Annotated in this window: 14 protein-coding genes; 7 read left to right on the top strand and 7 right to left on the bottom strand. The window is 63.1% G+C overall.

Features of this window, described 5'->3' with window-relative positions; all coding sequences use genetic code 11:
* The coding region (locus AC5JJ6_RS21795) for a metallophosphoesterase family protein (protein ID WP_496044073.1) at window positions 1-1,274 on the bottom strand (1,274 nt) is incomplete at its 3' end.
* Window positions 1,275-1,948: 674 nt separating this feature from the next.
* Complete coding sequence (locus AC5JJ6_RS21790; protein WP_496044072.1) at window positions 1,949-3,502, bottom strand: CYTH and CHAD domain-containing protein; 1,554 nt, start codon at window positions 3,500-3,502, stop codon at window positions 1,949-1,951.
* On the opposite strand from AC5JJ6_RS21790, the gene AC5JJ6_RS21785 reads away from it, so the two are divergent.
* Window positions 3,495-3,920: a hypothetical protein gene (locus AC5JJ6_RS21785; RefSeq protein WP_496044071.1), complete on the top strand. Its 426-nt coding sequence runs from the start codon at window positions 3,495-3,497 to the stop codon at window positions 3,918-3,920. The two genes, AC5JJ6_RS21790 and AC5JJ6_RS21785, sit on opposite strands and share 8 nt — an antisense overlap.
* A gap of 469 nt (window positions 3,921-4,389) precedes the next feature.
* Here AC5JJ6_RS21785 and AC5JJ6_RS21780 read toward each other — a convergent pair whose 3' ends face one another.
* A complete protein-coding gene (locus tag AC5JJ6_RS21780; protein ID WP_496044070.1) occupies window positions 4,390-4,683 on the bottom strand; it encodes a hypothetical protein in 294 nt (97 codons plus the stop codon).
* Between the two features lie 314 nt (window positions 4,684-4,997).
* Here AC5JJ6_RS21780 and AC5JJ6_RS21775 point away from each other — a divergent pair, with 314 nt between their 5' ends.
* Window positions 4,998-5,339 (top strand): CYTH domain-containing protein, encoded by a 342-nt coding sequence (locus AC5JJ6_RS21775; protein ID WP_496044069.1) that lies wholly within the window; start codon window positions 4,998-5,000, stop codon window positions 5,337-5,339.
* A gap of 96 nt (window positions 5,340-5,435) precedes the next feature.
* Here the strand turns inward: AC5JJ6_RS21775 and AC5JJ6_RS21770 are convergent, their stop codons facing one another.
* The 4 genes from AC5JJ6_RS21770 to phnF all read right to left on the bottom strand — a co-directional run bounded on the left by AC5JJ6_RS21770 (window position 5,436) and on the right by phnF (window position 8,716).
* Window positions 5,436-6,086 carry an NUDIX hydrolase gene (locus tag AC5JJ6_RS21770; RefSeq protein ID WP_496044068.1) on the bottom strand — a complete coding sequence of 217 codons (651 nt, stop codon included), beginning with the start codon at window positions 6,084-6,086 and terminating at the stop codon, window positions 5,436-5,438.
* A gap of 133 nt (window positions 6,087-6,219) precedes the next feature.
* Window positions 6,220-6,900 carry an esterase family protein gene (locus AC5JJ6_RS21765; RefSeq protein ID WP_496044067.1) on the bottom strand — a complete coding sequence of 227 codons (681 nt, stop codon included), beginning with the start codon at window positions 6,898-6,900 and terminating at the stop codon, window positions 6,220-6,222.
* A gap of 44 nt (window positions 6,901-6,944) precedes the next feature.
* Window positions 6,945-7,910 (bottom strand): acetylxylan esterase, encoded by a 966-nt coding sequence (locus AC5JJ6_RS21760; RefSeq protein WP_496044066.1) that lies wholly within the window; start codon window positions 7,908-7,910, stop codon window positions 6,945-6,947.
* A gap of 71 nt (window positions 7,911-7,981) precedes the next feature.
* Window positions 7,982-8,716, bottom strand: coding sequence for a phosphonate metabolism transcriptional regulator PhnF (gene phnF / locus AC5JJ6_RS21755; protein ID WP_496044065.1), 735 nt, complete (start codon window positions 8,714-8,716; stop codon window positions 7,982-7,984).
* Between the two features lie 147 nt (window positions 8,717-8,863).
* Between phnF and phnG the strand changes: the two genes are divergently transcribed.
* The 5 genes from phnG to phnK form a co-directional block, all read left to right on the top strand.
* A complete protein-coding gene (phnG, locus tag AC5JJ6_RS21750) occupies window positions 8,864-9,370 on the top strand; it encodes a phosphonate C-P lyase system protein PhnG (protein WP_496044064.1) in 507 nt (168 codons plus the stop codon).
* The gene (gene phnH / locus AC5JJ6_RS21745; RefSeq protein ID WP_496044063.1) at window positions 9,370-10,005 is read left to right on the top strand and encodes a phosphonate C-P lyase system protein PhnH; all 636 of its coding nucleotides are present in this window, start codon (window positions 9,370-9,372) and stop codon (window positions 10,003-10,005) included. The genes phnG and phnH overlap by 1 nt, the downstream gene beginning before the upstream one ends.
* A 1-nt stretch (window position 10,006) precedes the next feature.
* Window positions 10,007-11,116 carry a carbon-phosphorus lyase complex subunit gene (locus AC5JJ6_RS21740; protein ID WP_496044062.1) on the top strand — a complete coding sequence of 370 codons (1,110 nt, stop codon included), beginning with the start codon at window positions 10,007-10,009 and terminating at the stop codon, window positions 11,114-11,116.
* Window positions 11,113-12,003, top strand: coding sequence for an alpha-D-ribose 1-methylphosphonate 5-phosphate C-P-lyase PhnJ (locus AC5JJ6_RS21735; protein WP_496044061.1), 891 nt, complete (start codon window positions 11,113-11,115; stop codon window positions 12,001-12,003). Before AC5JJ6_RS21740 ends, AC5JJ6_RS21735 begins: the two co-directional genes overlap by 4 nt.
* Window positions 12,003-12,752 (top strand): phosphonate C-P lyase system protein PhnK (gene phnK / locus AC5JJ6_RS21730; protein WP_496044060.1); only part of this gene is annotated, 750 nt, incomplete at its 3' end. The genes AC5JJ6_RS21735 and phnK, both read left to right, overlap by 1 nt.

Here is a 12,752-nt window from a genome sequence, read left to right as displayed (position 1 = left end):
ATCCGGCGGCCCTCCAGGAAGACCGAGCTGAGGCCGAAGACGTTGCCGTCCTGCTCCGTCACGATACCCTGGACTTCATCGACCAGATCGCGCACTTCGGCGGCGGCGGTGCCTTCGGCGAAGGGATCGGCAGCGCCGTAGAGGGCCGCGACCTCTTCGTCCGTGGTCGCGACGGGGCCGCTTTCCCCGTCATCGATGCTGTCGGCGATCAGCACGCCATTGGCATCGAACTCGACCACCAGACGGCCGACATAGCTGTACTCGCCATCGGTCGAGACGATCGCGACAGGGTTGCCGTCGGCACCCGTCGCGATCAAGGGATAGCCCCCCGCCGCCTCGTCGCCGGGACGCAAGGTGTCGGTCCCGTCGGCCAGGATGGTGTCGGAACCACCGGCGACGATGACGTCTACGCCGGTCAGCAGCGGCGCCAGACCCTGTTCGAGGGAGAGCTGCTGAAGATGGCTGACCAGCACGACCTTGCTGACGCCCTGTTCGGCAAGCCGGGCCGCCTCCGCATTGACGAAGGCCGCGAGGGAGGAAAGATCCTCGTCCGAGCCGCCGACGCCGACATCGCCGGGCGCCGAAATCTCTTCAAGGTCCGGCGTGGTGAGACCGATGACGCCGATCCGCTCGCCGTTCTCCTCGACGATGGCCGATCCGGAGATCTTCGCGGGATCGGCCGCGCCGCCCACCGCCGCGTCGAGGTCGGTCCGGAAGCTTTCGGAAGTCCGCAGCTCGGGCGTATAGAGTTCTTCAAGGCCGGAGCCCACGAAGTCGAGGTTCGACGAGAGATAGGGGAACTGGGAGCCGAGCCAGTCGATCCCGGACAGCGCTTCGGCGCCGGCCTCGGGAGCTTCGGCGCTGACTCCGATGATCGAAGCCACCGCATCGGTGCCCAGGTCGAACTCGTGGTTGCCGAAGGCCGAGGCGTCGAACCCCATCAGGTTCATCACGGAAACGTCGATCCGGCCCTGCCCCGGCGCCAGCGAGTCGAAGCTGTCGGCGCCGCCATCGGCCGGGAGGTCGTAGATGAAGTTGTAGGCATCGGCGAAGGCCGGTCCCAGCGCCGCATCGGCCGAGGCATTGAAGAACGGGCCGGAGATGTAGTTGTCGCCGGCTGACACGGTGATCGAGTTTTCGGCGCCGTCTTCGAGGACCTGTTCGATGGCCGCGAAGTTGGGTGCGCGTTCGATCGCGTCGATCCCGCCTTCCAGGTCCGACGCGTGGAGGATCTGAAGGCGGAAATTGCCGCCTGTGCTGGGCGTATCGGACATCCGGAAAGGCCTCCCTGGTGCTGATTATCGCCATGCCCATGACAGGTCGGCAGAGAGACAAGATCAATCTCTCCATGGCGGATCGACTTACCGGCGGATCGATTTAGCAGATTCACCAAATCTACCGGAAAATAGATTGAACTTCAGATTAATGCACCGGGCACTCTTCTGAATTGATCAAGAATATGTCAGTGATGTATTGCGCTATTATTACAATAGTGAGAAAACTACGGGGCTTTGCTTCCCGAGTTAACTCTACTGAGATTGCTTCCGGACTTGTCGGGAGGCCAAATCATCTCTTTTCACGAAATAGGAGGCGTTTGAACGGAGTCGTCCGGCAGGCAGCCTCGCAGCCGCAGGCCTGTTGCCGGCTCGACCGGGTTCATCCGCGATTTTCATCGGCAGGGCATCGGTCGCCTTTTCCTCGGGGCGCACTCCACAACCTCGGATTTGTTCCTATTCCTGTTCCGACCGTCCAGTACCGCGCCGCTTCGCAATCGTTGGTTCCTGGCCTCCCCGTCTCGAGTGACGCCGCTTCAAATCCTCATCATAGTCGAGCTCGGTCCTGTCGTATTCCGACAGAACCCGGACTCGTTCCCGGATAAGTTCCCGGACAGCGGATACATACTGGGCGATCGACTTCATCTTCCTTGCTTTCGGTGCGGCCAGGAGCGTCAGCGCCAGAAGGGCTTGGCTTCGGCAAAGCGATCCCAATGCTCCAGCAGACGGGGTTCCAGGATGCCGGCCGCCTGGGTGTGCCACCCCAGGACCACGCCGCACCCTACACGCCAATCGCCGGCGACCCGCGGATTGTCCTTCTTCAGGCGCTCCGTCAGGTCCCGAGCGGTAGCGACATCGTTGAGATGGCCCAGGTCATCCTGCAAACCCTCCAGCCGGTCAAGGTATTGCTTCAACCGCTTGCCGGCATACAGGCTCTGGAAGAACTCCACCGAGTAGCGGAGTTTCTTCAATGCCTTGCGAACCTCGTGACGCTGGTCCGGAGGCAGACTTGCGAAATCGTGGCCCAGCTTGCAGACCTTGCGATGCCGCTTGCTGAGCAGCTTGCCCGCAAGGTCGGATACGGGACGCATCAGGAGCGCCGCCTTTCCAGTCGTTTCCTGGCTGCGCCACGCACGCGTTTCCAGCCAGGCCTGTAGTTTGAGCAGCAGGATCGTGTAACGGGCGGAACCGACCGCTTCCTGTGCGGCCTTGTAGGAGCGGCGGCGGACCGTCTCGACAGCAACGCCCAGGGCCTGTAGTTCGGCCGCATCGGGCATGGCCGAGCGAACCGGAGCCAGCAGGGATGCGCTATAGGCATCCCAATCGCGCGCGTCACCCAGGCTGCCCGCCAGCCACTTCACCTCCGCGTTCAGCCAGGCGTACTGCTCGGCCGGTACGTAGCGGCGGAAAAGGACCATGGCGGAGCGCAACCGGCGCAGGGCCACACGCATTTGATGAGTGCCTTCCGGATCTATCCCGGCTGCCACGCACGCTTCGTTGGCGATCATATGCGTTATGCAATGCCTGATGATGCCGGCAAGTGCGTCGTCGCCGCTGGCGTCCGCATCAAGTCCAAGCCGGCCCGCCTTGACGGCGCAATCGGTATCACCGGCGACCAGTGCATAGCCGCGCTCGGCCTTGCTGCGGGTTTCGACTCGCGCAGGCTGCATATCCACCAGTTCCAGTGCCAGGTCGAACAGCGCCTGGGCCGGGCCTAGCTTCAGTTCCAGTTCAACTTCGGCAATCGGTACGACGGTCTCTCCCGCCCGGATCTCACCGCGATCGAGCGAGACCTCGATGGCTGCGGCGCCGTCGGTGGAATTTCCGTAATCGAGGTGACGGGTGGTCCGCTCGACGATGGTTTCGAACACCGGAGCGAGGTCCGTTTCAGCAATATCCTCGAAGTATTCGCGGATCACCTTGTCTGGAAGAAGGTTGAGGTCCGGCTTGTTGCTGCGGACCGGCGCTTCCCATTCGCTCCGCCGGTGCAGTCCGGCCGGTCCGGCATCGCCTGTCTTCAAGGTCTGGACGAATTGTTCGCCCTCGCGGCGCACCCGCAGACTTATCGCCTGTTCATGCAGTCGGAGATCGGGAGTGTCGAAATATGTAGCGTGCAGATGTCCGCTGCTTGCCGAGGGCGAGACCAGGATCGGATTGGCGGCCAAGGCGTCGAGGCTCTCCGAACCGACACGCAGCTTCAGTTCGACTTCGGTATTCATCATGTTCATCGCAGGATACTTCTTCAAAAGCCGGAACAATTGCGGGACCTCACTCAAACAGCAGCCGCCGGGCGCCGTCACCGTCCTATCCGAATTTTCACCCTCAAGCCGTAAATACGTGAATTCAACAGCGCGGGTTCTTGCGGTCCAGCCGGAACTCCAGCCAACTATTCTCTGTTCTATTGCAGAAGATGAAATCTCCGGGAATATCGAAACTATGGAAAAGACACCCGACAAGACCCTGAGCGGAGCGCTGAAAAGTGATCCCAAGCAGAACGCTAAGGACGCCGACAGGCTGTTCGGCAGCGAGGACGGTAAAGAAGCGGAAGAGGCCAACAAGGCGATGCGCGAGAAGCGGGAAACCGGCGGCAAAGATGGTCCGTTGACGGGCAGTCCGGCGGCTGAGCGTTTAGGCAGTCCGGATTGAGCCTTCCGGTTTGGGTATAGAAAAAGCCGCGTGACGTCGTCCCGCGGCTTTTTCTTCCACATTCCAGCGCAGGACCGTTACTGCGGATCAGAGGTTTGGAAGCAATGTTCATTACGGGACTCGCATCTTCGGGAAGAAAATTACAGTAACTGTCCTAACAGACGAGACGCGGGTTCCTCGATTTTCAAGGTAGGCTTTCACACAATATTCATATAACTATTGATGTTTATTGAATGTATTTTTCAGCATTCAATCATCGGTCGTCATTTTCTGCGACAGATCACCGTCAATGATAAGGTGTCGCTCGCGTCACTCTCCGTATTATGCAGTACCAGCGGCATCGTAGCTTCACCGGTCCGGAACGTTTGGTGTCGGGCCTCACCCTAGCGCCGTAACTTGCCCCCAACGTGCCCGTTTTCGTCAGATGCCTGGAACTCCATCGTATGCAGAGACGATGATCGTCAGCTCTTCACGGAGTTCCCAAGAGTGTCTCTTCGCCGGACAGCATTGCCGCGAAATGATCGGGTTGGCGCAACGGCATGGCGTCGAAGACGAGTTGGGCGAGGACGTTGCTTTGGATCGTCATCCCAGGGGTGAATGGCCGACAGGGAAACTCCAATCCACCGAGGCTCCCTGAGAGTGCGGGAATCCCTGGGCAATCGGTAGCGCCAGTCACAAAGTCTTCACAGGCCCGCACTTCCTGCTTGGTTTCCTCTGTTCCTGTCTTCTGGTCAACTGATGTCACGTTGGGCAGATACTTCAACCAAAAGTGGTTTCGTAATTAAATTGCAGACCGCTTCTAAATAAATTTCTAGCTTCATGCAATAAAACCGTATTAAGGACAAGTTAACCAAGAGCTATTTGCATTTTATGTGACAATCTGATGAAAAGTCTATATGTATACCGCGCAATCACGAGGTAGTATCCAAGATGAACAGGTCCGTTGAAATCGAACGCCGCTTTCTCGTTCACGATACTTGTTCTTTTTGGTCATCGGATCAGGTGCGTATAGTTCAGGGTTACATCCTCCGCCGATCCGGACGGAAATTCAGAGTTCGGATCATAGGCGATCAGGCTATGGTGACCTGCAAGCGTTGGGTAGCACCCGGAGTCCGACAGGAGCGGAACTGGCCGATTTCCTTGGAGCAGGCGCTTGACCTGATGCGGCATCGCTGCAATGGAGGATTTATCGAAAAGGTCCGGCATTCGGTCCTTTTCGCCGACTGTTTCTGGGATGTCGATGTCTTCGCCGGTTCGTATGAGGGTCTGATCATCGCGGAAGTGGAGCTTTCGCACCTGAACGAGACGGTTCTGCTGCCGCCGTGGGTGGAGGCGGAGATCACCGGAAATCCGCGCTTCGGCAATTCAGCCCTGGCGCAGTCGGCGGTTTTTCAGCGGCAAATAGAAAAAGTGGCATGAAAGGTAGAGATTTTGCCGGATGTCGAGCAAGCGCAACGCGCCGGAAAGACATCGGCTCATCCATGCATCGCTAACCTCGGGAAGCGGTAGAGTTCTTTAATTCTTGATGTCGCCGATGATGGATCTCAGGATTAGAGCGCTACGCTTCACAGGGCCGTACTTCTTCGAGGCGGACGATGGGGTGCTGCTTGGTCCGGCGAAGCCGAGATGCAGCAGCATCGTCGTCAGGCTGAGTCTCCTTATGTACAGCGGCGCCTGAAACGACGAAACCCAGCGCCGCTGGCGTTCGTCCCTTTCCGGCCATTCCTCCAGTTCCTCCTCGACCTCGAGCAGATAGACCGCGACGAGGCATTTGACCGACCGCTTATCCTTCAGGCGTTTCGTATAATGGTACGAGCCATAGGGTTGCTTCCCGATCCTTCCCCGTACTCCGGCTTCCTCGAAGGCTTCCTGCGCCGCCATGGCATGCGGCTTGACGCCTTTTTCCGCCCAGCCCTTCGGAATGATCCATTGCTGCTTTCCACGGGATGTAATCAGAAGCACTTGGACCCGGCCGCCAATTATCCTGTAGGGCAAGGCTGCAACCTGGGCCAGCGCTTCCTGACGTTTGCTCATAACGTTGACACAGCCGGGTGCAGACCGGAAGGCAAGACCGGTGACGGGCGACAGAAGCGGGTATCGGGTAGAAGGGATACCATGAAAAACCATGCCTTTCCGGCATTTCGTCTGGCTGGAAGCACCTGCCATGCCCCAGGCATAACGGACATGCCTGACCGTCTCAAGGAATAGTCGCCAAGGGCTTTTCCAGGGCTGTCATTCGCGAATTTCCTCTGGATGAAGGCCGCACTGTCAGCCAATTCGATCGATCCTCCGTCTCTGTTCATATGTAAAGTGGCGCCATCCTGCGCCAGTATCGTCCTTGATGCGCCCGGCCATCCCAGATTTGCAGTCGATGGCCGATGCTTTTGCGGTGGAGCAGGTCGCTGAGATGGCGGTTGTTGTCCAGGAAGGGATCTTCGGCCCCGATCGCCAGGACGATGTCCATCCGGCGCAGATGGCCGAGCCGCCAATCGCAGGAAAGGTTCGGCAGGAAGTGGGTCGGCGTATTGAAGTAAACAGAGTCGCAGTAGTGCCCGCTCAGTAGGTTATCGAAGCTGTCGACCTTCAGCGTCAAGTCGTACCTGCCGGAAAACGCGGTAATCTTGCGGAACAGGTGCGGGTGGCGGAGCGCTATGTTGACCGCGTGGAAAGCACCGAGGCTGCACCCGTGCGCGATCAGGCAGGGATGCGGGTTCCTGGCCGTCATCAGCGGCATGACCTCGTTCAGGACATAGTCCTCGAACTGCATGTGCCGCCTGATGCGGTCGCCGGGACGCCGCCAGAAACAGTAGAAGCTTTCGTGATCGACGCTGTCGACGCAGTAGAGTTGAATTTGGCCGGCATCGATCTTGTCCGCCAGACTTGCGACCAGCCCGAGGCTTTCATATTCCCAGAACCGGCCGTCCCGCGTCGGAAAGACCAGGACCTTCGCCCCGGCATGGCCGAAGATCAGCAACTCCATGTCCCGGCCCAGCCGATGGCTGTACCAGCGGTGATATTCACGATTCATAGCTCGGCGAAAAACTGTCCCAGTTCGCCCCGGAGGGCTCGTTCCTGATCGGCTTGAGCAGGATAGTCAAAATGGCCGGCGTCGAGTGTGAAGAGTTTCTTGCAGCCCGGTATGGCGTTATGAACGGCGAACTGTCCGGCCGGCGGAACCGCCGGATCGAACAAGGCCGCCGCGATGTGCATCGGAACGGTGATGAACCGCGCTGCGGTGGCCGCATCGTAGTATTTGAGCGTGTCGAGCGCCGTGCCGTGCCGCCGCTCATATGCCTGGACCGAAGACGAGCTGCCGGTGGCCGGCAGGGACAGCCGCAGGGGATGATTGCCGAAGGTCGGGACGTTCAGGTGGCCGCGCGCGATGCGGCGGTCCCAGGGGATGCCTAGCGCTCCGATCCCCCCGCCGAAGCTGATGCCGGCATAACCGATGCGGCCCATCAGCCAGGGGTAAAGGATCAGCAGGACCGAAACGGCCAGCCACAGGTCGTCGACGCAGCCGCCGATGATGTACCGGTCGCGCTTGTCCAGGTCATGAAGCACATGCCAGTTCGGGTCCTGCGAAATCGGCGGGCGGGCGCTCCGCGACAACCCGCGAAAGCAGGGAAACAACAGGGCCGTGCGCGACACAGGCAGATCGAGATCCGGATTGTCGCGCCCGCCGTATCCGTGACCGACCACCAGTCCTCGTTCGACCGGCTCGCCGCGCGGCAGGAGGAGCCATCCGCGAATGGGGAAATCACCGGTCGAACGGTATTCCAGATCGCAGATCCACCACTCCGGATGCCGTCTGTCGGAACGGGCGCCGCTGATCGCGGGCCGCGGATCGACCGTCAATGCTGCGGCATAGCGGCGGCGCCAGAAGGCCTCGAAGCCGGCGGGCGGTTCGGGAGAACCGACTTGCAGCAGTTCGGCGGCCGAGTATCCATGGGTCGGGTCGAAGGAGAACGGGTGGATGGACGGCGCCGGCATTCAGGCCTCGACGTTGGCGGGTTTGGACGATCGGCGGAAGTTCACCGGTATTCGCGGGGAGAGCAAGGAAATCAGGTCAGGAACGTCAGCTCGATCCGGTCGGCCAGGAAGCGGGTACGCGAAAGCTGTATCGGCTTCCCATCGGGCTCGACGTTGATCGAGACGGTCACGAGGACGACGGCATCGACGGCGCAGCCGAGATGCCCGGCATCGGCAGGCGCAACCTTTTCGGCGGTGACGCGGGTGTCGCGGCGGCGGTAGTCCGCCAGCCCTTCTTCCGCCAGTGCCCTCGTGATGGAACCAGTCCCGGCATAGGCTGCGACGATCCCCGGAAAGCGGTCCGCCGGGAACCAAGAGGTCGCGACCGAGATCGGTACGCCATCCGCGACGTGCAGGGTCTCCAGGCGATGGACCATTTGTCCTGGACGAAGGTCCAGCGCCTGGGCTGTCCGCAGGTCGGCGGGATGGCTTTCCGCCCGGATCAGGCGCCCGCTGGGTTCCAGCGACTGGCTGGTCACCGTCTCCGAAAAGCGCATCCGTGGGCCGACCGGATAAACGAGCCGGCGGGGACGGCGCACGATGAAGGTGCCCCTGCCCCGCTCCGCCCTCAGGATGCCTTCCTGCGTCAGCGCGGAGATGGCCCGGCGAACCGTATGGCGGTTGACGCCGAAACGGGCGGCCAGGACCGCTTCGGCCGGCAGGCGGTCGCTGCTCCCCTCGTCCCGCGTGATGAAGGCCCGCAGTTCCTCGGCGACATGCCGCCACAGGCTGATTCCACTAATTCCGATGGTTGGATCGGGCGTCACGGTCACTCCGGCGTATGCAGTCTTTATTTTTGAGTCATGTGACCGTCATCAGTGTGTCACCCACAGACGTCAGTATGCATCACACCGGAATAGTTGTCTAGATGAATAGACAACTTGTTCAAAGCCAGCAGCTTTCGAGAGTGGTGCATGGGTCAGCGTGAGACATCAGAACGATCTAATTGGCTTGGTTCCGGGGGGCCGGTCTCCGCGGAAATCGTTGCCCGGCAGCGCGCCATCGCCGCGTTCGCGAGCGCTTCCGGTGCCTTGTTGGGCGACGCTCTGACGAAGCTCGGCGGCGCGATCCCGGAGGCGCTGCCCGTGCGCGGTCCGGAAGTCGGGCTGGTCATGCTGCGCGGGCGCATCGGCGGCGGCGGATCTCCCTTCAACCTTGGCGAGGCCACGGTCACCAGGGCCAGCGTGCGGCTGTCCAGCGGCGAAGTCGGGCACGCGATCGTCCTGGGCCGGGACATGGCCAAGGCCCGCCTTGCGGCACACCTGGACGCACTTTGGCAGCGGGACGACTGGCGTGGCCGGATCGAGGCAACCGTCGTCGGACCCGCCATCGCGGCGGAAGCCGCCGCCGACCGGGTGCTGGCGGAGGAAACGGCGGCTACCCGCGTGGACTTCTTTACCATGGTCCGAGGCGAGGACTGATGGCGGAACGATTTCCCGATGCCGCGTCATCCGGAGCGGCCGATACGGCTGTTCTGGGCGGGTTCCACGATCCGGTGTTCGGTTCCCAGGCGGTCTTTGCCGCAGTCATGAACGCTTTCGCCAACCCCGGCACGATCGCAGCGCTGGATCCCAGGATCGACGCTCCGGCGCCGCTGGCGCCGGCGGCGGCGGCCATCGTCGCGGCACTGGCCGACGGCGACACGCCGGTCTATCTGGACGAGCGCCTGCGCGAAGCGCCCGGTCTGGCCGGCTGGATCGCATTCCATACCGGCGCGCGTCTGACCGCCGACGCGGCGGCCTGCGCTTTCGCAATCCTCGGCGGCGGTCCCTGCCCGGCGCTGCCGGAGGGCTTCGCCATCGGTACCGCGGAACATCCCGACCGGTCCGCGACCCTGCTCGTCACGGTTTCGGCATTGGACGGCGGGACGCCGCTAGTGCTGTCCGGTCCCGGCATCGACGGTGAGCGGCGGATAGCGCCCCGAGGGCTGCCCGACGGTTTCACCACCGCCTGGGCGCGCAACAACGCGCTTTTCCCACGCGGCGTCGATGTGCTGCTGGTCTGCGGCGCCGCCGCGACCGCACTGCCCCGCACCACCCAAATCCGGAGCATCTGACATGTATGTGGCCGTCAAGGGCGGCGAGGCCGCCATCGGCAAGGCCCATCGGCTCCTGGCCGACCGCCGCCGGGGCGACAGGGACGTGCCGGCACTCGGTCTCGACCAGATCAAGGGCCAGCTGTCGCTGGCCGTGGACCGGGTGATGGCCGAAGGCTCGCTGTACGATCCCGATCTGGCAGCGATGGCCCTCAGGCAGGCGCGCGGCGACATGATCGAGGCGATCTTCCTGCTGCGCGCCTACCGCACCACCCTGCCCCGGTTCGCGGCGTCGCTGCCGGCCGATACCTCGGCGATGCAGGTCGAGCGGCGCGTCTCCGCGATATACAAGGACCTGCCCGGCGGCCAGCTTCTGGGACCGACCTTCGACTACACCCACCGGCTGATCGATCCGGCCATGGCCGGCGACGAACCGGTCGAACCGCCGGATCGCCGCACCGATTGCCCATCGAGCGAGCCATGTCCGAGGGTGAGCGACATCCTCGACGGCGAAGGGCTGATCGAGCGAGACGGCAACGGCCCTGACCGCGAAGCCGAACCTTCCGACCTGACCCGCGACGCCGTCGCCTTCCCGTTGGGCAGGGACCTGCGGCTCCAGGCCTTGGCGCGCGGCGACGAGGGGTTCCTGCTGGCCCTGGCTTACTCGACCCAGCGCGGCTACGGGCGCACCCATCCCTTCGTCGGCGAGGTCCGCATCGGGCTGGCCGATGTCGAGGTCGAGGTGCCGGAGCTGGGATTTCCCGTCCGGATCGGGCGGGTTCGCCTGACCGAATGCCAGATGGTCAATCAGTTCAAGGGTTCCAGGACGGAGCCTCCGCAATTCACGCGCGGCTACGGTCTCGTCCTCGGCCAATCGGAGCGCAAGGCAATGGCGATGGCGCTGGTGGACCGGTCGTTGCGCGCCGACGAGTTCGGCGAGGAACGCACGGCTCCGGCCCAGGACGAGGAATTCGTGATCGCCCACTGCGACAATATCCAGGCGACCGGCTTCGTCGAGCACCTGAAGCTGCCCCACTACGTCGATTTCCAGGCGGAGCTGGGGCTGGTGCGCCGGATGCGCGCCGAAACCGAAACCGAAGCCGGAGAAACCGGACGGGAGGCGGCGGAATGACCGAGCCCGTACTTCCCGCCTACAACTTCGCCTATCTGGACGAGCAGACCAAGCGGATGATCCGGCGCGCCATCCTGAAGGCCATCGCGATCCCCGGATATCAGGTCCCGTTCGCCTCCCGCGAGATGCCGATGCCCTATGGCTGGGGCACCGGCGGGGTCCAGGTCACGGCGGCGATCCTGGGGCCGGACGACATCCTGAAGGTGATCGACCAGGGCGCTGACGACACCACCAACGCCGTGTCGATCCGCGCGCTCTTCGCCCGGACAGCGGGGATCAGGACAACCACCCGCACGTCAGAGGCGACGATCATCCAGACCCGCCACCGGGTCCCGGAAACGCCGCTGCGGGCGGGCCAGACCATCGTCTTCCAGGTCCCGATCCCCGAGCCGCTGCGCTTCCTGGAACCGCGCGAGACCGAGACGCGGGTGATGCACGCCCTTGAGGAATACGGGCTGGTCCACGTCAAGCTCTACGAGGACATCGCGACCCACGGCCATATCTCGACCGCCTACGCCTATCCGGTAAAAGTCGAGGGGCGATACGTGATGGACCCGTCGCCGATCCCCAAGTTCGACAATCCCAAGCTCGACCGTTCGCCGGCGCTCCAGCTCTTCGGGGCCGGGCGGGAACAGCGCATCTATGCGCTGCCGCCCCACACCAGCGTCGTCAGCCTGGATTTCGAGGATCATCCGTTCCGGGTCGAGAGCTTCGATTCCCCCTGTGCCCTGTGCGGCGGCACCGGCGTCTACCTGGACGAGATCGTGATCGACGACCGGGGCGGGCGGATGTTCGTCTGCTCCGACACCGACCACTGCGAAGCCCGCCGGGCAGACGGACATGCCGGGACCGGACTGCCGGTGACTTCGGCCGGGGAGACGCCGTGATGGAAGGCCCTATCCTAGAAGTTCGGTACCTGACCAAGGACCATGGCGGCGGCCGGGGTTGCCGGGACGTCTCGTTCGACCTCTGGCCCGGCGAGGTGCTGGCGGTGGTCGGCGAGTCCGGGTCCGGCAAGACGACGCTGTTGAACTGCGTTTCGGCCAGGATTGAGCGTTCTTCCGGGTCGGTCCGCTACCGGCTGCGCGACGGTGCGCTGCGCGACCTCGCCGAGCTGACCGAGGCCGAGCGCCGCTTCCTGATGCGGACCGACTGGGGCTTCGTCCACCAGAATCCAGCGGACGGCCTGCGCATGCGCGTCTCGGCGGGGGCCAATGTCGGCGAGCGGCTGATGGCGGTCGGCCAGCGGCACTACGGCGCCATCCGCGATACCGCCGCCAACTGGCTGGCGCGGGTGGAGATCGAGGCCGGGCGGATCGACGACCGGCCCACCGGCTTCTCCGGCGGCATGCGTCAGCGCCTCCAGATCGCCCGCAACCTAGTGACCCACCCGCGCCTGATGTTCATGGACGAGCCGACCGGCGGCCTCGACGTCTCGGTCCAGGCGCGGGTGCTCGACCTGCTGCGCCGGCTGGTGTCCGACATGGGCCTCGCCGTCGTGATCGTCACCCATGACCTGGCGGTCGCCCGGCTGCTGTCGCAGCGCATGATCGTGATGAAGTACGGACGGGTGATCGAGCACGGCCTGACCGACCGGGTGCTCGACGATCCGCACCACGCCTACACCCAGCTTCTC

The sequence above is a fragment of the Skermanella sp. genome (assembly GCF_059503625.1).
This window is presented reverse-complemented; position numbering and strand designations above follow the sequence as displayed.